At 60.7% G+C, this 22,770-nt stretch carries 20 protein-coding genes; 9 read left to right on the top strand and 11 right to left on the bottom strand.

Annotation, left to right across the window (positions count from 1 at the left end):
• Positions 1 to 173: 173 nt before the first annotated feature.
• Positions 174 to 1,196: a DNA-binding protein gene (locus tag ACU680_RS06725; RefSeq protein ID WP_448179020.1), complete on the top strand. Its 1,023-nt coding sequence runs from the start codon at positions 174 to 176 to the stop codon at positions 1,194 to 1,196.
• Here ACU680_RS06725 and gorA read toward each other — a convergent pair.
• Complete coding sequence (gorA, locus tag ACU680_RS06730; RefSeq protein WP_448179021.1) at positions 1,193 to 2,551, bottom strand: glutathione-disulfide reductase; 1,359 nt, start codon at positions 2,549 to 2,551, stop codon at positions 1,193 to 1,195. The genes ACU680_RS06725 and gorA overlap by 4 nt on opposite strands.
• Positions 2,535 to 2,762 (bottom strand): hypothetical protein, encoded by a 228-nt coding sequence (locus ACU680_RS06735; RefSeq protein WP_367084601.1) that lies wholly within the window; start codon positions 2,760 to 2,762, stop codon positions 2,535 to 2,537. Before ACU680_RS06735 ends, gorA begins: the two co-directional genes overlap by 17 nt.
• Here ACU680_RS06735 and ACU680_RS06740 point away from each other — a divergent pair.
• Together ACU680_RS06740 and ACU680_RS06745 are read left to right on the top strand one after the other, a co-directional pair.
• Complete coding sequence (locus ACU680_RS06740) at positions 2,749 to 4,995, top strand: TonB-dependent siderophore receptor (RefSeq protein WP_448179022.1); 2,247 nt, start codon at positions 2,749 to 2,751, stop codon at positions 4,993 to 4,995. The two genes, ACU680_RS06735 and ACU680_RS06740, sit on opposite strands and share 14 nt — an antisense overlap.
• Before the next feature lie 205 nt (positions 4,996 to 5,200).
• Entirely contained in the window at positions 5,201 to 5,410 is a 210-nt protein-coding gene (locus ACU680_RS06745; RefSeq protein ID WP_448179023.1) for a hypothetical protein, read from the top strand.
• An 83-nt stretch (positions 5,411 to 5,493) separates the two neighbouring features.
• On the opposite strand, the gene ACU680_RS06750 is transcribed toward ACU680_RS06745, so the two are convergent.
• The 5 genes from ACU680_RS06750 to ACU680_RS06770 form a co-directional block, all read right to left on the bottom strand.
• A complete protein-coding gene (locus ACU680_RS06750) occupies positions 5,494 to 5,991 on the bottom strand; it encodes a GNAT family N-acetyltransferase (protein WP_448179024.1) in 498 nt (165 codons plus the stop codon).
• Positions 5,992 to 6,099: 108 nt separating this feature from the next.
• Complete coding sequence (locus ACU680_RS06755) at positions 6,100 to 6,681, bottom strand: DinB family protein (protein WP_367084604.1); 582 nt, start codon at positions 6,679 to 6,681, stop codon at positions 6,100 to 6,102.
• Positions 6,682 to 6,698: 17 nt separating this feature from the next.
• Positions 6,699 to 7,817, bottom strand: a complete 1,119-nt coding sequence (gene zapE / locus ACU680_RS06760) for a cell division protein ZapE (protein ID WP_448179025.1) — start codon at positions 7,815 to 7,817, stop codon at positions 6,699 to 6,701.
• A gap of 122 nt (positions 7,818 to 7,939) precedes the next feature.
• Positions 7,940 to 8,899: an agmatinase gene (gene speB, locus ACU680_RS06765; RefSeq protein WP_448179026.1), complete on the bottom strand. Its 960-nt coding sequence runs from the start codon at positions 8,897 to 8,899 to the stop codon at positions 7,940 to 7,942.
• Positions 8,900 to 8,915: 16 nt separating this feature from the next.
• Positions 8,916 to 10,007: a polyamine ABC transporter substrate-binding protein gene (locus ACU680_RS06770; RefSeq protein ID WP_448179027.1), complete on the bottom strand. Its 1,092-nt coding sequence runs from the start codon at positions 10,005 to 10,007 to the stop codon at positions 8,916 to 8,918.
• A gap of 99 nt (positions 10,008 to 10,106) precedes the next feature.
• Here ACU680_RS06770 and ACU680_RS06775 point away from each other — a divergent pair, with 99 nt between their 5' ends.
• The 3 genes from ACU680_RS06775 (at position 10,107) to ACU680_RS06785 (ending at position 13,279) form a co-directional block, all read left to right on the top strand.
• Complete coding sequence (locus ACU680_RS06775; RefSeq protein WP_448179028.1) at positions 10,107 to 11,000, top strand: LysR family transcriptional regulator; 894 nt, start codon at positions 10,107 to 10,109, stop codon at positions 10,998 to 11,000.
• Positions 11,001 to 11,272: 272 nt separating this feature from the next.
• The gene (locus tag ACU680_RS06780) at positions 11,273 to 12,739 is read left to right on the top strand and encodes a nucleobase:cation symporter-2 family protein (protein WP_139055892.1); all 1,467 of its coding nucleotides are present in this window, start codon (positions 11,273 to 11,275) and stop codon (positions 12,737 to 12,739) included.
• A gap of 66 nt (positions 12,740 to 12,805) precedes the next feature.
• Entirely contained in the window at positions 12,806 to 13,279 is a 474-nt protein-coding gene (locus tag ACU680_RS06785; RefSeq protein WP_367084609.1) for an LEA/WHy family protein, read from the top strand.
• A 141-nt stretch (positions 13,280 to 13,420) separates the two neighbouring features.
• Here ACU680_RS06785 and ACU680_RS06790 read toward each other — a convergent pair whose 3' ends face one another.
• Positions 13,421 to 14,344 (bottom strand): carbon-nitrogen hydrolase family protein, encoded by a 924-nt coding sequence (locus tag ACU680_RS06790; protein ID WP_007961872.1) that lies wholly within the window; start codon positions 14,342 to 14,344, stop codon positions 13,421 to 13,423.
• 84 nt (positions 14,345 to 14,428) lie between these two features.
• On the opposite strand from ACU680_RS06790, the gene ACU680_RS06795 reads away from it, so the two are divergent.
• Positions 14,429 to 15,343 carry a LysR family transcriptional regulator gene (locus ACU680_RS06795; protein ID WP_258674431.1) on the top strand — a complete coding sequence of 305 codons (915 nt, stop codon included), beginning with the start codon at positions 14,429 to 14,431 and terminating at the stop codon, positions 15,341 to 15,343.
• 7 nt (positions 15,344 to 15,350) lie between these two features.
• Here the strand turns inward: ACU680_RS06795 and ACU680_RS06800 are convergent, their stop codons facing one another.
• Positions 15,351 to 15,605, bottom strand: a complete 255-nt coding sequence (locus tag ACU680_RS06800; protein ID WP_003224595.1) for a hypothetical protein — start codon at positions 15,603 to 15,605, stop codon at positions 15,351 to 15,353.
• Between the two features lie 153 nt (positions 15,606 to 15,758).
• Here ACU680_RS06800 and ACU680_RS06805 point away from each other — a divergent pair, with 153 nt between their 5' ends.
• Complete coding sequence (locus ACU680_RS06805; RefSeq protein WP_007961870.1) at positions 15,759 to 16,076, top strand: ElaB/YgaM/YqjD family protein; 318 nt, start codon at positions 15,759 to 15,761, stop codon at positions 16,074 to 16,076.
• 143 nt (positions 16,077 to 16,219) lie between these two features.
• Here the strand turns inward: ACU680_RS06805 and ACU680_RS06810 are convergent, their stop codons facing one another.
• Positions 16,220 to 17,260 (bottom strand): Ldh family oxidoreductase, encoded by a 1,041-nt coding sequence (locus ACU680_RS06810; protein WP_448179029.1) that lies wholly within the window; start codon positions 17,258 to 17,260, stop codon positions 16,220 to 16,222.
• Positions 17,261 to 17,493: 233 nt separating this feature from the next.
• On the opposite strand from ACU680_RS06810, the gene ACU680_RS06815 reads away from it, so the two are divergent.
• Positions 17,494 to 22,326 (top strand): hypothetical protein, encoded by a 4,833-nt coding sequence (locus tag ACU680_RS06815; RefSeq protein WP_448179030.1) that lies wholly within the window; start codon positions 17,494 to 17,496, stop codon positions 22,324 to 22,326.
• A 51-nt stretch (positions 22,327 to 22,377) separates the two neighbouring features.
• On the opposite strand, the gene ACU680_RS06820 is transcribed toward ACU680_RS06815, so the two are convergent.
• Positions 22,378 to 22,647: a PepSY domain-containing protein gene (locus ACU680_RS06820; RefSeq protein ID WP_007961867.1), complete on the bottom strand. Its 270-nt coding sequence runs from the start codon at positions 22,645 to 22,647 to the stop codon at positions 22,378 to 22,380.
• Between the last annotated feature and the right edge of the window lie 123 nt (positions 22,648 to 22,770).

The raw sequence follows: 22,770 nt of genomic DNA on the forward strand, positions 1-22,770 counted from the left end.
AGTGTTCTCGCAGGCGTACTGATTGCTGGATGAAAAAGCCGATTCAGGGGGCTGACATTGGGTAATACCAGTATATCCCGCCTGTGATTAATCAAGCATTTAACTTTATATTGAGCATGGTACACTGCGTACTTTGGTGGCATGTACCACAGTACGTAATGGTAGGAGTTCACATGGCCCGTGGTGGCGTAAACAAAGCAGTGGTGCAGATCGCGCGCACAGCGATTCTGGCCCGGGGCGAACACCCCAGCATCGATGCAGTACGCATCGAACTGGGCAACACCGGTTCGAAAACCACGATCCATCGCTATCTGAAAGAGCTGGAGGACGGCAGCCAACCGGTCGAAGCGTCCGCAGAGCCGATCAATGATGAGCTGACCGCACTGGTCTCGCGTCTCGCCCAGCGCCTGAAAGAACAGGCGCAAGAGCCGATCGAACAGGCTCGCGAGCAGTTCGAAGAGCAGCGCGAAACCCTGGAGTCGGAGCTCAAACAGGTACGCCAGGCACTCGAGCAACTGGAGCAACAGCACGACATCCAAGGCGCGGCATTGGCCCGCGAGTCCGAGGCGCTGAAAGAAACCCGCTCGATGCTGCAGACCGAGCAAACCCGCAACGCCGGACTCAATCAGGCGCTGGCTGATTTCGAATTGCGCCTGCAGGACAAGGACGAGCAAATCCGCTCGCTGGAAGAAAAGCACCTGCACGCCCGCGATGCGCTTGAGCATTACCGCAACGCCAGCAAAGAGCAGCGCGAGCAGGAACAGGCCCGTCACGAAGGCCAGCTGCAGCAGTTGCAGATGGAGCTACGCCAGGCGCAACAAAGTGCGCTGGTGCGTCAGGACGAAATCACTCAGTTGCACCGTGACAACGAACGCCTGCTTACGGAAAACCGTGGCACTCAGCGCGAGCTGAGCCTGATGCAGGATCAGCTCAAGCACAGCAATCAGCGTCAGGATCAGTTGCTGGAGCAAGCGACTCGCGTCGACAGCGAACGCACCCTCCTCCAGGAACGCCTGCGCGTGGCCCTGCTGGAAAGTCAGACGCTGAAACAGGATGCCGACGAACAGCGGCAGCTCAATCAGTCACTGGAGAAAGAACTGACCAAGACTCAGGCCAGCCTCGAAGACAGCTTGCGTCTGGCGGCTACCGTTGCGGCAGCGCCAGACACAGCCAAAGCCAAAGCCAAGGACGCTTAAGCGCCGACCGGCGTTCGCATGGTGACGAATTCCTCGGCGGCCGTCGGGTGCACCCCGATCGTGTCGTCGAAGTCACGCTTGGTCGCACCAGCCTTCAGTGCAATTGCCAGACCCTGGACGATCTCCCCCGCGTCCGGGCCGACCATGTGGCAACCGAGGACTTTGTCGGTCTTGCCGTCGACCACCAGTTTTATCAGGGTTTTCTCCTGACATTCGGTCAGCGTCAGCTTCATCGGGCGGAAGCGACTCTCGTAAATCACCACCTCATGGCCCGCGTCCCGCGCCTCTTCTTCTGTCAGGCCGACAGTGCCGATGTTCGGCAGACTGAACACGGCGGTCGGGATCATCTTGTAATCCACCGGACGGTATTGCTCAGGCTTGAACAAGCGCCGCGCCACCGCCATGCCTTCGGCCAGTGCCACCGGCGTCAATTGCACCCGCCCGATCACATCGCCCAGCGCCAGAATCGACGGCTCGCTGGTCTGGTATTGCTCGTCGACCTTGATGAAACCTTTGTCAGTGAGCTGCACATCGGTGTTTTCCAGCCCCAGGTTGTCCAGCATCGGACGCCGGCCCGTGGCGTAGAACACGCAGTCGGCTTCCAGCACGCGGCCATCCTTGAGGGTCGCCTTGAGGCTGCCGTCTGGCTGTTTGTCGATGCGCGCGATGTCGGCGTTGAATTGCAGATCCATGCCGCGCTTGGTCAGTTCTTCCTGCAGATGCTTGCGCACCGAGCCATCGAAACCGCGCAGGAACAGATCACCGCGATACAGCAGCGTGGTGTTCGCGCCGAGGCCGTGGAAAATCCCGGCGAACTCGACCGCGATGTAACCACCACCGACCACCAGCACCCGCTTCGGCAGCTGTTTGAGGAAAAACGCCTGATTGGAACTGATCGCGTGTTCGTGCCCAGGGATTTCCGGAATCTGCGGCCAGCCACCGGTGGCAATCAGAATGTTTTTCGCGGTGAAGCGCTCACCGTTGACCTCGACCTCGTGTGGGCCGACGATCTTCGCGTGGGCTTCGTGCAGGGTCACGCCGCTGTTGACCAGCAGGTTGCGATAAATGCCGTTGAGGCGATTGATCTCGCGGTCCTTGTTGGCGATCAGGGTCGCCCAGTCGAAATTTGCTTCACCCAGACTCCAGCCGAAACCGGACGACTGTTCGAAGTCTTCGGCGAAATGCGCGCCGTACACCAGCAGTTTCTTCGGCACGCAGCCGACGTTGACACAGGTGCCGCCCAGATAACGGCTCTCGGCCACCGCCACTTTCGCACCGAAACCGGCCGCGAAGCGCGCTGCACGTACACCGCCGGAACCGGCACCAATCACATAAAGGTCAAAATCGTAGGCCATTGCTATCTCCTCGGCAGGCCAACAGCATACCCGCCGCCGTCCATTGGGCAAGCGCTGTGCGCAGCTTTTCGCGCGGACCGGTGATCTCGGGAAACATCTCCAAATAATAATATTTCTCGTTTGTTACTAAATCGCCGGGCTGCACCTCGTCTCTGAACCAACGGATTTTTTCCCTCGAAGACAAGGAGTCGGCTGCGATGTTCGCGCCCATTACCCGTTCCATGACCCTGACTGTCGGCTTGTTCAGCATGGCGTTGAGTCCCGACCTGCTGGCTGAAACCGACCCGGAAACAGCGCCACAATCCGCCGTCCAGGCGCTGGAACTGGACGCCACCAGTGTCAGCGCGGAAGGCCTCGGCCTCAACACCGAAAACACTGATTCCTACACCACTGGCGCGATGAGCACCGCGACGCGGCTGAACCTGTCGATCAAGGAAACCCCGCAATCGGTGTCCGTGGTCACACGCCAGCAAATGGATGATTTCAAACTCGGTACATTGTCCGAAGCCATGCGCCAGACCACCGGCATCGTCGTGCAACACAACGACTCGGATCGGGTCAGCTATTCGGCGCGCGGCTACCCGATCAACAATTTCCAGATCGACGGGATGCTCAACACCTTCGGGCGCATGAAGTCAGACTCGGACACCATCATCTACGACCGCATCGAAGTAGTACGCGGCGCCACCGGCCTGACCACCGGCGCTGGTGATCCTTCAGCGACGATCAACATGGTGCGCAAACGCCCAACTGCCCAGTGGCAGGCACTGGCCGGGGTCAGCGGCGGCAGCTACGACAATTACTACAGCTATGTCGATGTCGGCGGACCGCTGGCCTTCGACGGTCGGCTGCGCGGGCGCACCGTGCTGGCCTATCGCGACAGCCAGTCGTTCCGTGACAAATACGCGCTGCAACGCGAGGTCGGCTACGGCATCCTCGAAGCTGATCTGAGCGACTCCACGGTGCTTGCCGTCGGTTATGACTATCAGGACAAGCAGGTTCAGGGCACGTCCTGGGGCACCGTGCCGTACTGGAACGCCGACGGCAGCAAGGCTGGCCTCGGCCGGTCGACCAACATGGCGACGTCCTGGAGTTCCTGGCCGCTGAAGGACAAGACCGCGTTCGTCACCCTTGACCAGCAACTGGGTGATGGCTGGAAGTTGAAAGCTGCCTACACCCACCGCGAAAGTGATACCGACGGCAAGGTCTATTACGGCGGCTCCGGTTTCCCCGAGGCCGACCGCAGCGGCATGACGGCCTACATGGGGCACATGCTCGGCACGCAGAAAATGAGCGTGTACGACTTCAACCTGTCAGGGCCGTACCAGCTGTTCGGCCGCGAACACGAGATGATGTTCGGCTACGGCGAGGCGGAAAACCGCTCGACTTCGCCCTACGCCTTCAACAGCCCCCAAGCCGCCGACTACGGCAAGATCCGCGACTGGAAATACATGGGTGACATCGGCAAATTCGCCGACACCGTTACCGGCCTGCCGGGCGCGCGAGGCATCACTCGGCAAAAGGCCGGTTACCTCGCGACCCGCCTGAGCCTGACCGATGAGCTGCATGCCGTCATCGGCAGCCGCTATGGCAGCTGGGACGAATCCAGCACCGATTACTACTATGATGCGCAGCAAAAACTGACCAGCACCGATGCCACCCATCAACGCCAGAATGATATCTGGACGCCCTACGCCGGCCTGCTCTACGACCTGACGCCGGAGTACACGGCTTACGTCAGCTACACCGACATTTTCAAGCCGCAAAGTAACCGCGACAGCAACCGCAATTACCTCGATCCAGTGGTTGGCAGCAACTACGAAGTGGGGCTCAAGGGCAGTCTGCTTGAAGAACGCCTGAACCTGGCAGCGGCAGTGTTCTGGAGCAAGCAGGACAACGTCGCCGAACGTGACAACTCGGTGCCACCAGACCCGGTGAGCGGCGAGGAGTTTTTCAAGTCCGGTGGCAAGGGCTCCAAAGTCAATGGCTTCGAGGCCGAAGTGTCCGGCGAAATTCTCGACGGCTGGAACATGACCGCCGGCTACACCTATACCCACTCCGTCGACGGCGAAAAACAGCGCAGCAACACCGCTCAACCCCTGAACATGCTGCGGCTGTCCACGGCCTATCGCTTGCCGGGCAACTGGCACGCATTGACCGTCGGGGGCGCGGTGAACTGGCAGAGCGAGGTCTATGGCGCAGCCAACCGCCCGGTCGGGCGCGGCGCCAATGGCCGGATCATCACCGAGCGGTCGCGGATCAATCAGGAGGCCTACACCGTGGTCAAGCTGATGTCGCGCTATGAGTTCGACAAGCATCTGTCGGCGTCGCTGAACGTCGACAACCTGTTCGACAAGAAGTATTACGACAACGTCGGCTTCTACAACGGCGTGTACTGGGGTGATCCGCGCACGGTGACCCTGAGCCTGGACTGGAAGCTCTGATCAATCCACTCAAACAAACTCCCTGTGGTGAGGGGATTCATCCCCGATGCGTCGCGAAGCGGCCCCACTCTCGAGTGTGACGCGCAATGCGTCACCAACCCCCTCGCCACCGCTGTTAACCCCGAGTTAATTCCCCCCAGGGACACTGTGCCCCGAGATCTGCTTCATGGACGAACGGCTCCCACGTTTTTCAGTAGGAGGCACCATGAAAACCAGCATCACTATTCTTGCCGGGCTACTCGCCCTCGGTTCCGCCAGCGCCTTTGCCGAGGGCGGCGCCGAACGCATGCGGCATTACTACGACAACTTCCCGGTCCACCACGCGCCAAGCGAACAGCCGACCGATGCAAAAACCCCGGAACTGAAGGTTCCGGATGATCAGACCGCACAAGTCACCGAGTCTTATCGCGACTGATTCACCGAGCAACCGATGGACCTCCGATGGCTCCGCTCTGGCCTCGGAGACGACAGTTGGGCGCCCTGTCCGGGGCGCCTTTTTTATGCCTGCAGATCCTTGATCCAGAACAGCATGCGGCCATGTTCCGGGTCGAACATGCCGGGGGCAAAGCCGAACTTGCGGTAGGAGTTCTGTGCCACCTCGTTGCCTTCGAGCACTTCCAGGGTGATCTTGCAGCAACCGCGCTGACGGGAAATCTCCTCGACCTTACGCAGCATTTTCTGGCTCAGGCCGAGGCCGCGAAATTTGCTCACGACCGCCACGTCATGCACATTGACCAGCGGTTTGCAGGCGAACGTCGAGAACCCTTCGAAGCAGTTCACCAGCCCTGCCGGCTCGCCGCCGACGAATGCCAACACGCTGAAGGCGTGCGGCCTGCGCGCCAGTTCTTCAGGCAGGCGACGCAGCAGTTCAGGGGCAAGTGAATGGCCGCCGCCCATGGGGTCTTCTGCGTAATGATTGAGCACGATGCCGATGGCTTCGGCGTGCAGTGGATTGGTGTAACTGGCTTGCAGCACAAGCATTTCTGCGGAATCCATTTCCATCCCCGATCATGGCCCCGGCGTGCAAGGTGCGCACCTGAAAGGCCGTTCGACCTTAACGCGAGGATGTTGCGGGCCACAACCGGATCTTTTGATTTCCAGGCTTCAGCGCCCCCAGATCAGCTCTTCCGTCCACCCCAGCTCGGCAAAATCCTGAGCCCGCAACCCGCTCTCACCGGCGCAAAAAAACTCATCCAGCTGCGGCGGTTTGACCGAGGTCGCGCTGAGCATCGCATGCACCTGCCCACGATGATGAATCTGATGCTCGAACAGGTGCGAAAGCATGCGCAAGCGACTGTCATGCTGTGGCGTTTCACGGGCGATGGTGACGATCCGCCCCAGATCGGCATCGCGCAATTGCTCGCAATAGGCGATCAGCCGGCGGTCCACGTGCGCCTGTTCCTCGCGCAATGCTGCGGCCTCGGTAAATGGCTCGTCGTGGGTGAAAAACACGTAGCAGTCGGGATGCGGTTCGTCACCGCGCAACTCACGCTCCAGTGCATCGACGTAGAACCAGTCGCAGGTCAGGATGTGATTGAGCGTCAGGCTGATGCTCGGAAAGAAGCTCGTTCGCGGCGCTGCCAGCGCTTTAGGGTCGAGCTGTCGCCAGGCCTTGCCCAAGCGATGATTGGCCCACGCGTTCTGGTAAGCCATGGTCAGTAAATGATGCGACAGCGGTTGGCTCATGCTCGCGCCCTCTGCGCTCAGGATTCGGCAAAACGCTGCAGCTGCATCTCCTGCAAACGGCTGAGGGTGCGCCGGAACGGGAATTCCAGATAACCCTCGGTGTACAGCGCCTCCATCGGCACCTGAGCCTCAATGTATAGCGGGACTTTACGGTCGTAACACTCGTCGACCAAGGCAATGAAGCGGCGTACCCCGTCGTCATGTACCGACAATTGCGGCAACTCACGGTCGCCGGCCACCACCTGCGCCGAGCCATCCTCGGTGCCGCGAGCGATGCGCCCTTCGCGTTTCTGCGCACTGAGGTTCGGCACCTCGCTCAACAGAATAGACCGATAGCCGTCGCACAATGCGATGAAGTCCATCGCGGCGAACGGTTGCTCGCAGAGATCGGCGTAGCGGCACCATAAAACCGTAGCGCTGGCCTGCACCACATTCAACACGCGATGGCCGACAGTCACCGGTTCTGCGCTGGCGGGTTGCCCGGCGTTGAGTGCCTGGAAAACCTTGTCCAGCGCACTGCCCTGCCCTGGTTCAGCAACAAAATAACGCTGCTCGACCGCGCCCGGATGCAGGCGATGATCCTCGGCGCCGTTCACCGCGACAACCTGCATGTGCGCCTTGATCGCGGCAATCGCCGGGACAAAGCGATCACGGTTGAAGCCGTCGGCGTACAGCTCATCCGGCGGCAGGTTGGAGGTGCAGACGATCACCACGCCTTCGTCGAACATCACCTGAAACAGACGCCCGAGGATGATCGCATCGCCAATGTCATTGACGAACAGTTCGTCGAAGCACAGTACCCGCACCTCGGCTGCCAGCTCTTTGGCCAGCGCGCGCAGCGGATCAGCGATGCCGGTCAGCTGGAACGAGCGCTGGTGCACCCAGCCCATGAAATGATGAAAGTGCTGACGCCGGGCCGGCACTCGCAGGCTCTGATAGAACTGATCCATCAACCAGGTCTTGCCACGCCCGACCGGCCCCCACAAGTACACGCCGATGACCGAACGGGCACCGGCGTGCAAGGCTTCATGGCATTTTTGCAAGGCCCAGACCGCGTGCTCCTGGGCTTCATCCTGGATGAAACCCTTGTGCTCGATCGCGTGTTGCCAGGCGCTTAACGGAGAGTCGAAAGTCATGCGCGGCAGTATATATCCCTGTAGGAGCTGTCGAGTGCAACGAGGCTGCGATCTTTTGATTTTGTTTTAAAGATCAAAAGATCGCAGCCTTCGGCAGCTCCTACACAGGGGATTGTGGGGTGTCAGAGGTCGACTTTGTGCCGGGCGGCGTAGAGGCAGAGCATTTCCATCGCCAGGGTTGCCGCCGCCAGTGAGGTGACTTCTGCATGGTCATAGGCCGGCGCCACTTCCACCACGTCCATGCCTACCAGATTGATCCCGCGCAAGCCGCCGAGGATTTCCAGCGCCTGCACTGTGCTCAACCCGCCACACACCGGAGTGCCGGTGCCCGGTGCAAAGGCCGGATCCAGGCAATCGATATCAAACGTCAGGTACACCGGGTGGTCGCCGACCCGCGCGCGAATCGCTTCGACAATCGCCTCGCAGCCGCGCCGATGCACCTGACGCGCATCAAGCACTTCAAAGCCCTGATGATCGTCATTGGTGGTGCGCAAACCGATCTGCACCGAGCGCGCCGGATCCACCAGCCCTTCTCTGGCCGCATGCCAGAACATGGTGCCGTGATCGACGCGCTTGCCGTCCTCGTCCGGCCAGGTGTCGCTGTGCGCATCGAAGTGGATGAGCGACAGCGCGCCATGCTTACGTGCATGGGCCTTGAGCAGCGGATAGGTGATGAAGTGATCGCCGCCAAAGGTCAACATCGCACTGCCGGCATCGAGAATTCGTTGCGCGTGAGCCTCGATGCTCTCGGGGATGGTGTGCGGGGAGCCGTAATCGAAATCGCAGTCGCCGTAATCGATCACCGCCAGATGATCGAACGGATCGAACGTCCACGGCCAGTGCCGTTCCCAGGCGATCCCGGTGGACGCCGCGCGAATTCCCCGTGGCCCGAAGCGTGCGCCCGGGCGGTTGCTGGTGGCGGTGTCGAACGGTACGCCGCTGACCGCCACATCGACGCCGCGCAAATCGCGGCTGTAGCGCCGGCGCATGAAACTGGTGATCCCGGCGTAGGTGCTTTCGGCTGAGGTGCCGTACAGGCTGTCGCGGGTCATGGCTTGGTCGTTGAGCATCGGCACGTCCATCGGTGTGCTCCTTTTGTTATTGATGGCTACGGAAAGTGGTCCAAAGGCGCGTGCGCTGGCGCATGTCCTTGAGGCTCATGCTGCGGTCGGCGTACAAGCGCTCGCGCATTTCGGCGGGCGGGTAAATGTCCGGGTCGTTGCGCACCGCCTCATCCACCAGCGGCGTCGCGGCCGTGTTGGCGGTGGCGAAAAACAGCGTGTTGGTCAGTTCGGCCACGGATTCGGGGCGCAGCATGAATTCGATGAACGCCCGCGCCGCTTGCGGATTGGGCGCGTCCTTGGGAATCGCCAGGTTGTCCTGCCAGATCAACGTGCCTTCGCGAGGGATCCGGTACGCGACCTCATAGGGTTTGTTGGCCTTGTGCGCCTGATCGGCAGCCATGCTCACATCGCCGTTGTAGGTCAGCGCCAGACACACGCTGCCATTGGCCAGATCGTTGATCTGCCGCCCGGTGGCGACATACAGCACCGACGGCTGGAGCTTCTGCAACAAGGCTTCGGCGGCGGCCAGATCATTCTTGTCGGTGCTGTAGGGATCTTTACCGAGGTAGTGCAGCGCCAGACCGATGACCTCCTGCGGCGAGTCGAGCACGGCAATCCCGCAGTCCTTGAGCTTGCTGGTGTACTCGGGTTTGAACAGCAGATCAAGGCTGTTCAGCGGCACATCCGGCAAGCGCTTTTTCACCGCTTCGACATTCAATCCCAGCCCGAGCGTGCCCCAGGTATAAGGCACGGCGTAGCGATTGCCCGGATCGACGGCCGCCAGTTTTTCCAGCAGATCAGGATCGAGGTTGGTGTAGCCCTTGAGCCCTTCGTGGGGAATTTCCTTCAGCGCGCCCGCTGCCAATCCTCGGGCCAGCACGCTGGAGGACGGCACCACCACGTCATAACCGCTGCCACCGGTCAGCAGCTTGGTTTCCAAAACCTCGGAAGTGTCGAAGGTGTCGTAGCGCACATGAATGCCCGTCTCCTGCTCGAAACGCTGCAGCGTCTGCGCCGGCACGTAATCGGCCCAGCTGTAGAGATTGAGGGTCTTGTCCTCGGCCTGTGCCTGCAGGGCCACGGACAACAACAGCGCGGGAAAACACAGCTTGAACACGGGAGCCATGACGAACACCTGAGCGGAGGAAGTGACTGCAGGATGCGCCGTCGGATACATTGCAGAAATATCAAGTTTGTTAACCTGACTTTATCCGGGAGTAATGTAATGCTCGGTCAGCTTCACGATGTCGACCTGCAGTTGCTGCGCCTGTTCGTACGGGTGGTGGAGTGCGGCGGCTTCAGCGCGGCGCAAGGTGAACTGGGTCTGAGCCAGTCGAGCATCAGCCAGCAAATGGCCAAGCTCGAAACCCGCCTCGGCTATCGCCTGTGCAGCCGTGGCAAGGGCGGTTTCAGCGTCACGCCCAAGGGTGAGCAATTGCTTATCGCGATTCGCACACTGTTCCAATCCATCGAGACTTTCCGGCATCAGTCCAACGGCGTCGCCGGACGGCTGATTGGTGAAGTGCGGATGGGCTTGTCCGAGGCGCTTGATCAGTCGGTGCTGCTGCGAGTGGCGGAGGCGATCCGGCGCTTTCGCGAGCGCGATGAGTCGGTGCGCATCGAGTTGATCAGCGCCATGCCCGGAGAGATGGAGCGCCTGCTGCTGCAACAGCGTCTGGACCTGGCCATCGGTTATTTCTCGCAGGTGCAGAGCGCTTTCGATTACCGCGAACTGTTCCGGGAAACCCAGCATTTGTATTGCGCGCAGGGGCATCCACTGTTCAGCGTCGATGAGCCGGATGATGCGGCATTGCAGGCCTGCGACCGGGTGGATCATCCATATCGATTCATGCGCACGGGCGAGCCGTTTCCGGATAAGCGTTTTTCCGCGCGTTCGGAACAGGTCGAGGGCACCCTCGCCTTCATTCTCTCCGGCAAGCATGTCGACTATCTGCCGGATCACTATGCGCGGGTCTGGGAGGACAAAGGCTTGTTGCGTGCTTTGCGACCCGGTGAGTTGAGTTTCGAGGTGGCGTTTCATCTGGCCCGGCATCGCGCGCAGGTGCCGGGGGATGCGCAGAAGGCGTTTGAGGAGGATTTGCTCAGCGCGTTTGCATGACCTCTAAGCTTTTGTGGCGAGGGAGCTTGCTCCCGTGCGGCTGCGCAGCAGTCGTAAAAAACCGTTGACTGGATAATGCAGAGGGCTGCTTCGCAACCCAGCGGGAGCAAGCTCCCTCGCCACAACAATGTGTGTCAGTGCGCGCGGGTGCCGCCAACACCAATAAAACCTGACCTTTCAGGCAATTTTTGCTCGTTGCCCTCGCCGTCCTCTTCCGGCATCCTGCGCCTCCATTTTCTGACCCGGCCCCGCCTCGCGGCGCGCAAAACACCATGACCGCCTCTGAAAAAGTCCCGCGCAACAACGATCTGCTCTACGGCCTCAACGACCGTCCGCACCTGACTGCAACCGTCTTCGCCGCGCTGCAACACGTGCTCGCGAGCTTCGTCGGCATTATCACCCCGACCCTGATCATGGGCGGTGCCCTCGGTCTGCAAAGTGAAATTCCGTACTTGATCAGCATGGCGCTGTTCGTCTCGGGCCTCGGCACGTTCGTTCAAGCCAAGCGTTTCGGCCCGGTCGGTTCCGGGCTGCTGTGCCTGCAAGGCACCAGTTTTTCCTTTATCAGCGTGATTCTCAGCGCCGGGTTCATGGTCAAGGCCCGGGGCGGCGGCACCGATGAAATTCTCTCGACGATATTCGGCGTGTGCTTTTTCGCCGCGTTCATCGAAGTGGTGCTGAGCCAGTTCATCGGCAAACTGCGGATGCTGATCACTCCGGTAGTCACGGGCACCATCATCACCCTGATGGGCCTGTCGTTGATCAAAGTGGCGATGACCGACATTGCCGGTGGCTTCGGCGCGCCCGATCTGGGCGCCGCCAGCCATGTGTTTCTGGCCGCGTTGGTGATCGGCACTATCGTTGTGCTGAACCGGGTCGACGTGCCGTTTCTGCGCCTGGGCGCAATCGTCATCGGCCTGACCCTCGGCTACGTAGTCGCGTGGCTGATGGGCACGGTGGATTTCGCCTCGATGCCCGAAGTGCCGCTGGTCAGCGTGCCGGTGCCGTTCAAGTACGGCTTCAATTTCGACTGGGTGGCGTTCGTGCCAGTGGCGGTGATCTTCCTGGTTTCACCGCTGGAAGCAGCCGGTGACCTGACGGCCAACTCGATGATCTCGCGGCAACCGGTCAAGGGGCCGCTGTACATCCGCCGAATCAAATCCGGTCTGCTCGCCGATGGCCTCAACTCGGCGATGGCGGCAGTGTTCAACAGCATGCCGATGGTCACGTTCGCGCAGAACAACGGCGTGATCCAGCTGACCGGCGTCGCCAGCCGCTACGTGGCGTTCTTCATCGCCGGCCTGCTGGTGCTGCTGGGGCTGTTCCCGATGATCGGCGCGGTGCTGCAACTGATGCCCAAACCGGTGCTCGGCGGTGCCGAACTGGTGATGTTCGGCACCGTGGCCGTGGCCGGGATCAAGATCCTCGCCGAGGCCGGCCTGCATCGGCGCAACATGCTGATCGTGGCAATCTCCCTGGGCATGGGCCTGGGCATCGCCGCCGTGCCGGAAGTGCTGCGCGAGTTGCCGCAAGCGCTGCGTAACATCTTCGAATCGCCGATCACCGTCGGTGCGTTGTGCGCTATCGTGCTGAATATCTTCCTGCCGGAAGAATTCATTGAGCTGGAAGAAGACGATTTCGATCCGGAAGCGTCGATTCTGCAGGTCATGGAAAACCCCGATCTGCCGGCCAAAGCTGAACCTGCATCGGCAGCGGCGGTCGCACAGTTGAACCGCTGATCGCTGCGCCATGAAAAAAGGGCTGAGCCGACAACGGTTCAGCCCTTTTTTGTTGAGAGACTGTTTATGCGCCGCGTCCACGCCGTCATCCTGTCCCTGCTGCTGTTGTCCCTGAGCGCCTGCGCGCTGTTTCCCAACCGTGACCCGGTGAACATCAACGTGGTCGGCCTCGAACCATTGCCGAGCCAGGATCTGGAAGTGCGTTTCGCGATCAAGTTGCGGGTGCAGAACCCCAATGAGACGGCCATCGATTACAACGGCATTGCCCTGGATCTGGAGGTCAATGGCCGTCCCTTGGCCTCGGGCGTCAGCGATCAGAGCGGCTCGATCCCGCGCTTCTCGGAAACCGTGGTCAGCGTGCCAGTCAGCGTTTCCGCATTTTCTGTCCTGCGCCAGACCCTCGGCCTGAGCCAGACACAAACCCTCGACAACCTGCCCTACGTGCTGCGCGGCAAACTTGCGGGCGGCGTGTTCGGCACCATGCGTTTTGTCGACAGTGGCAAGCTGAGTTTGCCAAAGGCCACTGCTGCGACGTGGTAAATACACAATTTTGCAACCGCTCATAAATACCTGTGGGAGCTGGCTTGCCAGCGATAGGGCCGCATCAGCCAACATCGTCGTTGCTGACAGTCCGCCATCGCTGGCAAGCCAGCTCCCACAGGTTTTTCAATCAGCCCGAAGTTATGCGGTGAAACGCACGCCCGGTTTGGCCCGTTCATCAACCGATAGCTCAAACACATCCGGCCGCGCATAGTGGCCGATCACGTCATAGTCATAGCGCGCCCGCACCAGCTCGTCAGTATCGATCTCAGCCGTGAGTAATCCCGCCTCGCCACGCAGCGGCCCGGCCAGCACATCGCCCATCGGCCCGACAATCACGCTGCCACCGGCAATCAAGGGACGGTCCGCCGGCCAATTGGCAATTTCCACACCCAGCTCGTTCGGCGAGGCCTGTACCTGACAAGCGCTGACCACAAAGCAACGGCCCTCGTGGGCGATGTGACGCATGCTGACCTGCCACATCTCGCGCTCGTCCACGGTCGGCGCGCACCAGACTTCAATGCCCTTGGCGTACATCGCCGTGCGCAGCAGCGGCATCATGTTTTCCCAACACACCACCGCACCGAGTTTGCCGACCTGAGTGTCGAGTACCGGCAGCGTCGAGCCATCGCCCTTGCCCCAGATCAACCGTTCGGTGCCGGTCGGCATCAGTTTGCGATGCTTGGCCACCAGCCCCGCCTGCGGATCAAAATACAGCGCCGTGCAATACAACGTGCTGCCGGCACGCTCGATCACGCCGATCACCAGATTGGCCCCGGTGCGCGCCGACAAACCGGCCAGTGCCTCGGTTTCCGCTCCCGGCACATCGATGGCGTTGGCGAAGTAGCGGGCGTAGGCCTCGCGGCCTTCGGGCAGGCGATAACCCAGCTGCGTGCCGAAGCCCTCACCTTTCGGATAACCGCCGAGCAACGCTTCAGGCATCACCACCAACGCCGCGCCGGACTCGCTGATCGCGTCTTCCCAGCTCAGGATCTGTTCCAGGGTTTCAGCCTTGCCACCGGGCAAGGCGCCGATCTGCAGGGCGGCGACGATTGATTTGGGCATTGCGGTCACTCCATCGGGTTCAAGTGTTGCCGATTCTGCGGTGGCGCGGGATCATGAATAAAGACCGATTCACTGCTGAATGATATGAGCCAAATGAATATCGCAACCGTCGACCTCAACCTGCTGAAAGTCTTCGAAGCCCTGCATGAAGAGTCCAGCGCCAGCCGCGCCGCGCTGCGTCTGGGCGTGACGCAATCGGCGGTCAGCGCGGCGTTGCGCCGGTTACGCGAGGTGTATGGCGATCAGTTGTTCGTGCGCACCGGCCGTGGCTTGGCGCCGACGCTCAAGGCCAATCAACTGAAACCGGTGGTCAGCGAGGCGCTGAACAAATGTCGGCAGAGCCTGGCGATGGTCGATCCGGCGGCCCACCACTATGACGGCCGATCAGTCACCGTGGGCCTGTCGGATGATTTCGAAATCGCTTATGGCCGGCGCCTGATCGAAGCCATCGCTCGCAGCGCGCCAAAGCTGCGGCTGATCTTCCGCCAGACCCACAGTCAGATCGTCGCCCGCGCGCTGATGGAGCGCAGCATCGACCTGGCGATCACCGCCGGTGGTTTTGCCGAGCGTCTGCTCAGCCGTCAGGTACTGGGTGAAGGGGATTATGCGTGTCTGGTCGATCCGGGCAGTCTGGCGCCCGGCCAACAGAACATCGATTTGCCGGAGTTCGTCGCCCGCGAGCACATTCTGGTGTCCTCGGGCGGTTTTATCGGCATCACCGATGAAGGCCTGGCGGCGCTGGGTCTGAGCCGGCGGGTCTGCGCCTCGACCACGCACTTTGCCGCGCTGCCGCATCTGCTCAAGGGCAGCGGCGCGGTGGCAACCATCCCCCGCCATGCCGCGCAGGCCATTGCCGAGCTCAGCGGACTGGTGCTGCTGCCCTGCCCGCTGGCGTTGCCGCGCTATCCGATCGAACTGGGCTGGCGCACCAGCACGCAGATCGATCCGGTGGTGATCAAGGTGCGTGAGGCGATTGTCGGGTGCTTCAACACCGACTGAGGCGCTGTTACTTGTTGGCCGCCATCAGTCGATTGACCTCACTGCGCACCATGTTGGCGAATTCCGGCGGGGACATGCCATCAAGCTCGGCGCGCACCCACTCGGCCCATTTGCCCTTGCGCTTGGAGCGTTCGCCGAACAACCGCGCGGCTTCGCCTTTGGCTTTGCCCAGATTGTTCTGCCAGAGTTCGAACAGACGGGATTTCTCGTCTTCCAGCGCGGCGCGCTCGGCGAGGGATTTGTCGGCCAGATTGAAACTCATGGGGAAATACCTGCTGCGTAAAATGGCGACATCTTACACGCTCGAAGGAAATCTCCGGCGCAGGTTTTTCTTTCGCACCTAAAATCAGTGCAACTTTTCAGTCAGCGCCACACTCCATTGATCACTGTTCATCCATCTGCAAGGAGTCACCCAATGGCCCGCAAATCCCGCGTGCAAGCCGTCGAAGACCAAATCAAGGATCAGGCATTCAGCGAACTTCAGGCTTTGATCGAAGAGTCCGACAAACTGCTCAAGAGCAGCGCCTCACTGGTGGGCGAAGAAGCCGAGACCCTGCGCGGACAAATCGCCCTGAAACTGCAACAGGCGCTGGATTCCGTGTCGAGCGTGCGTGAGCGCACCAAACCGGCGGTCGAGGCCACCGAGAGCTACATTGGCGGCCATCCATGGCAGACCGTGGCGATTTCCGCCGGTTTCGGTCTGGTGGTGGGCCTGCTGCTCGGTCGTCGTTGATCGACGTCTGACAAAAAACCTGTGGCGAGGGAGCTTGCTCCCGCTGGACTGCGCAGCAGTCCCCCTGTTCTCAAACAGACAAAGGGGGGCCGCTTCGCGACCCGGCGGGAGCAAGCTCCCTCGCCACATTGGTTATCTGACAATTATTCCCCGGCCAATTCGCGCAACTGCGCCAGCGTCTGCTCATCCAGCACGATCCCCTCGGCCAGCGATCTGGCCCGCTGCAAATGCCGGCGATCACCCGGCAAGCGCTTCAACCCCACTCCATGCATCTGCCGCACCAGCTCTTCGCTGCGCTCGGCAAAGCTCTGCCCGGCAGCTTTGCTCGGGTCGATGACGATCAACAGCTGCCCGGTCCACGGGGTCTTGGCCCCCGGATGGTTCGACCAGTCGAACTCGAAGGAAAAATTGCCCCCGGTCAACGCCGCCGCCAGCAGCTCGACCATCATCGACAGCGCCGAGCCTTTATGGCCGCCAAACGGCAACAGGGCGCCGCCCTCAAGAATGGCTTTCGGATCCTGCGTCGCCTGACCGAGACCGTCCACACCCATTCCGGCAGGCAGACGTTCACCTTTGCGCGCAGCAATCTGCACGTCGCCGTGAGCAATGGCGCTAGTCGCCAGATCAAACACAATCGGCGCACCACCGGCCCGCGGCGCGGCAAAGGCAATCGGGTTGGTGCCGAACAGCGGCCGATCAGCGCCATGCGGTACCACGCAGGTCATGCTGTTGACCACGCTGAGCGCCACCAGTCCTTCCTCGGCAAACGGTTCGACGTCCGGCCACAGCGCCGCAAAGTGATGGGAATTGCGAATTGCCAATGCAGCGATCCCGGCATTGCGCGCCTTTTCCACCAGCAGCGGCCGAGCAGCGGCCAGCGCCGGCTGGGCGAAACCGTTGCCGGCATCAACCCGCACAAAACCCGGAGCCACATCATCGACTTGCGGCACAGCCTGACCATTGACCCAACCGCTATTGAGTGTCGAGACATAACCGGGGATACGGAACACGCCATGACTGTGCGCACCGTCGCGTTCGGCACCGGCGCAGTTGGCAGCCAGAGTGCGGGCGACGGACGCCGACGTACCGTGGCGCAGGAAAACCTTTTCAAGCAATTGCGTCAGCGCTTCGAGCGAGAGTGTGGACGCAACGGGGGAAGACACGGAATCGTGTGGCGCAGACATCTGAAGCTCCAGACTAATTATTGGAGGGAACAACAGCGTACGAACAGCTTGCCCAGCGATTAACCACGCCCGGTACGGGTGCTGTCAACCGTTGTGGTGCCGGCATGTCGCTGCCAGCACATTGCGCTGCCGCTTGTGCGGTAACTATGTACCACCCGTGCTATCTGCCCGGTCTTTAGTCTCGTGTCTCAATTTACCGGTGCACCGGCCGGTGCCCTGAACGAGACCCGATGATGCCTGCACCCACTCCTCCCCTGCTGCTCCAGCCCATGCTCAACTCCCCCGGATCGTGGCGCGAACTCGGCCACCTCCATCACATGTCCAGCGCTGACTTCCGATGGCTGAGTCACGTGCAACTGGCGACCCATGCCCTGCGCAGTCAGCAGACCCCGCCCATGCTTGCCCAGCGCATCCTGCTCAACACCGAAGGCGCACCAGCGGTGCCGTTGGCGGGCAGCTTCATCCTCAGCGCCACCCCGGATGATCGCGGCATTCTGTTGTACACGCCTTTTGCCGGGCTGAAAAAACATGCCAGCCTCGCCAGCCTGACTGCGCATCTGGAACAGCATCTGAACAGTGCCCGTGAGGACGATCGGCTGCTGGCGCTTCTCGCCCTTTCCCACCGCAAACGACTGGCAGAACGGCACGGTATCAGCGTGACCTATCAGCTTATCGAGGGCGATATATTCGAGGATCAACGCGCCGCCATCGAGCACTGCCAGCAGCTCAACGCGCAGGCGATGCTCGATGAGCTGATGCAACTGCCCGAGCTTGGCAGCCTGCTCCAGACCATCGTCGACAAACTGCTGACGCCAACGATGCGCGACGTCGACCAGACCCGCACGCGCGTGAATCTGTACGCAACCGCAACCGCAACCGCAACCGGCCCGGCATCGAGCGACCTTCCTTCACGACGCAAGCTCGAAGCACTGTCGCTTGGCGACGCGTTGCTATTGCACTATCGCCACTCCGGATGGCCGATTGGCCAGACCCATGAGTTTTCGCACCCCGGCCGGACTTTCCTGGCCAGTGATCAGCAACACTGGGAGACAGCCGTCACCACGGCTTCAGGCAAACTGCTGGTGTTGCTGTACCAGCAAATGGAGCGCTATTGGAATGGGCCCGGCACTGACGGGGCCTCGCGACGCGACGTATTTGCGCAGATCATTCGGCAACAGGCGCTGGCGGACTTTTTGCTCAAACGCGAGGCCGGCATCATCGATCAGCGTCAATTCGACAGCCTGCTGACCTCGCTGGGTTTCAATGAAAGTCTGGCACCTCGCGCGGCCGTGGAAACCGTGCGTTTATGGGAGCACCAGGCAAACTTCGTGGAACTGGCCGGTGCGCTGATGATCGGCCATTCCGAAAGCTGCCTGTATACCCCGACGCACGGCTTGCAGGTGCTCAGGGACTACGCAGATCTCAAATTCATGCTGCTCGGCAAGTTCGCCAGCCCCGGGCACGAAGACGAACTCTATGGTCTGTTGAGTCTCGACGAGCGCCAACGCTTCCTCGGTTTCGACCAGCCACAGGTTTCCGGCCAATCGATTGCCGGAGACGTGTTCAGCGTCCTGCTCGAGTTGATCATCACCAAGCAACGACAGAACATCGACTATGCCTTGCAGTTGTACCGGCACAGCGACGGCGTCGTGGATATCCGCGCGCTGTTCGACAAGGCCCTGGACATCCGTTCGATGCTCCACGAGCGCCTTGTGCCACTGGATGCCCGCGGGCGCTGGAGCACCCGGCCGATGCTCACCGGTAACCCATTGCCTTCCAGGGTGCTGGCAGACACTGCCGCAGCCGAAGTGCGCAAGTTCGCCAGCATCATGCCGACCATCGCCGCAGACTTCGCCGCCCAGCCACTGAGCGTCACGGCGCTGCAGCGCACCTATCTGCTGGGCATCGCCGCGAAACTGGCACACGCCCTGTCTGTCGGCATCAATGGCGAAGCACGGTTGAGAGTCCTGAACGGAACGCTGAGCCGTCATCAGCAAGCCCTGGTCGACACCGTGTTCGATCCGGATCACCCGGATCGCAGCCGCCGCAAGGCACTCAACGGGTTTCGGCCGGACGCCTGGGCATTGACGTTACAGCTCGCCGGGCAAAGCGACATGCTGCCGCTGGCCAACTGCGTCCTGCTCACGGAACGCGGTGGCCTCGATACGCAGCACTCGGGACGCGCGATTTTGTGGACACCGGCTCTGGGCCTGGAAGTCTTCCGCTCGATCGAACAGGCCAGACAGGTTTTGAACCAGCGGCTGCTGGATCCGCAAAAACGCCTGGTGCTGCTGGAAAACCTTTCACCCCTGCACCAGAGGTTCCATCAACACTACACGCTGGGACGTTTACAGCTGATCAGCGGTAATGTCCTCCAGGATCGTATCGAATCAGCGATCGAACACTTTCTCCAGCGCTGTGATCAGGTGCGGGGCCGCCAATGGCCAACGCCGCGCGAAACCCGGATCCTCAACACGTTGAGTGAGCAAGTCGTCGAGACCAATCTGCAACGTGCCACCGCTCTGGCGCAGGCACTCGGCAAGCAGCATTCACTGCCTGCCTGGCTGGGAATGGCCACGCTTGAAGAGCAGCAGTTGCACCTGGAACTGCTGGAACAGTGGCGCCTCAGTGTCATTGACGACGAGGATTATCTCCATGCGCTGCCAACCTTGCGTGATTACATCAGGCAGACGCTTCAAACGCTGTTGAGCACCCGCTTGCAGAGGCAGGCTCTCGACCCCGAGCAGATCATCGTCACTCCGGCGCTGAGCCTGATCGGGTCGGCGATGAGCCTGACCGATTTCGCCTTGAACCATGCGCATGTTGCACAGGACACTGCATTCACCCTCAGTTCGAGCACCGAACAGGCGCTGCCGACGGGACTCGACCAGCAAGCGGTCAGAAGCCTGCTGTTGTCCTTGAACGTAGCGACAACATTTGCCGACAAAATCACCAAGGCGTTGTCTGTGGATGGCGTCGATGCTGGACAACGCAAGCAGCGTTTCCTCCGGCAACTACCCTGGCAACTGCTGCAGCATGCCCATCAGCTACAACTGCAACAACGCTTGTCGACAAAAGCCTTCGACTTGATTTCGCAAGCGCTCGACATGCCCGATGCCGTCGCTCGCGCCACCGTGCAAGGGGCCGATGCGATTGTCCGGCCGTTGGCGCTGATCAAGACCGTCGGGGCATCAGCGATCAGGGCGCTGGGGCTGTACTTGATCGGCCCTGCGGGACAACCCGGCCCTCAAGTACTTTATGCGCCCTACCATGGAGAGCACGCATTCAGTGAGTTCGAGAGCGAGGCGGCAGTGATCGCCGCGCTGAATACGCCGGGCTCACTGCAGGACGTGCTGCTGCGCCGCTTGCCGGAAAGTCAACGTTCGATCTTCAGCGCGTTGTTCAAGGCGAGCAGCGGCCAGACGAACGAGATGACCCTGGCCACCACTCCGGTCGACGGCAACTTGCTGCTGCAGTTGTTCGACGACAATCTGGCGTTGTTACCCCACTTGCTGAGCAGCCATTCGCTGCCATCGGCGCAGGCGGATTGGGACGCCGCGAAGAATCTGTTCAGTTCAGGCATCCAGCAGATCCGGGGCCTGCTGCCGGGCAAACTCGCCTATGTGCAGTTTCTCTGGCAAAGCTACCGGGATTTTCTGGACTCGGCCGAAGCGTTGCAGGATCACCACTGGAAACGTGCGCTGCAAACCTTTGTCGCCGGCGCAGCGCAGATGATCAGTCTCGGGCGACTGGCACTGGAGTCACGTCTGGAATCTCAAGCTGTGGCAGCGCCGCAAGCACCGCAGCCAACCACGCTGAGCGCTCCCGTCCTTGCACAGACAAAGCCGACCGACCCGTTGCGCACCTCGCTGCAGACATTTGAAGCTTCGACGGTCGCGCTGAAGGAGCTGATTCACAATGCAGCCGAGGGCACGTATCAGGACCTGAAAACCAAAGCGACCTACGCCCCCATTGCCGGCAAAGTCTATCCCGTGGAGCGGCCGGGAGCCGTCTGGCAAATCAAGGGCGCCGAGCAGCCAGGTCCGGTGTTGCAACACACCGCTTCCCGGCAACTGGTGCTGGACCCGGATCGCCATACCGTGCATTTCGGCAAAGGCCTGTCGAAAATGTACAACCGCTTTGCGACTGATCGCGAAACCCGACACTGGCTGAATATCGAGGCGCAAGGCATGGATGAAATCCGCGCCAGACACCCGGAAAAGGCGCGCATGATCATCGAGGCGATTGATCTGGCCCGGCATTACGCGTTCAACAGCCTGCACAATCTTGCCCAGCTCAGAAACTACGCGCCCGGTACTCGCCTCGATACTTTTCTCAAAAGCTTTTTTGGCGTGCAACGCCTGGATGCCGACATTCTCGACAAATTGAAGCTGGCCATCGTGCCGATCTGTGATGCCTTGGTCGACCCCACGGAAGATCTGATGAATACCAGTCGCTTTGTCGTCGGCTCGAATAAGCACCGCAACTCGGGAGTCATTGCCTTTGTACTGGGCGAGGATTTGCTCCAACGAGTGCACTTCACCGAGAAGTTCTTCAATCAGGGGCTGGACTGGTACAAAAACGGTCTTACCCAGCCTTTCAATGTCGAAGGGCATGCACGGGCGGCAACGCTGATCCACGAGTTTTCTCACCAGTTCGGCAAGACCGTGGACATCGCGACCCTGGAAGCCCGCCGCCCGTTTACGGATCTGATTGCCACAGTCACCGGCTACGGGGCGGCCCAGAAACAGGCACAAACGCAATTCCAGCGCGAAGCCTTGTCACTGTCCACACCTCGTGAAGAACTGTTTTCGCGCTGGAGCGAAGAATTCAAGGAATGGCTCGATGTCGACGAGACGCCGGGCATGGGTCATGTGCGCAGGGAAATTCTCAGGACCACCCATACCGCGAATCTGGAAGAGGCGCGAACGGCATTTCTCAGCCCGACGAATGCGCACCCAAGGATCGACACGATATTGAGTAATGCCGATTCCATCGCTTTCCTGATTTGCGAAATGGGCCGCCAACTCGACCCGGTGGTCCAGCCTCACGAAGGGCTCAACTAAGCAAAAAAATGCGCAGGCATTGGCCTGCGCATTGTTTATCGCGGGATGGAATCAGTCTTTCTGGTCACGCAATACATTGCCCGAGGCGCCGTCAATTCGGAATTCATACACCGAACCGTCGGCCTTGCGACCCTCACCTTTCCAGTAGCCGTCATTGTCGGCCTCGATTTCATAGACTTCAACGTAACCGGCCTTGGTTTTCACGATCTCGATTGCCTTTTCGATGGTGACCCAGCCTGCACCGGGACGATCGGCCATGGCGGCACCGGCACTGAAAAGAGCGGCGGTGGCAATTGCAGCGGCTAAGGTTTTTTTGATCATTTTTTCACTCCATTTGTGGATGATGTTCCTCGGATGTCCTGTTTTTGGGCGTCTGACGGAAAAATAAGTTCCACTTTGATGGGCAATTGCCATGACGGATGTTCTCGGCGCAACGCCTGCAAG

This window comes from Pseudomonas sp. LF020 (assembly GCF_053456425.1).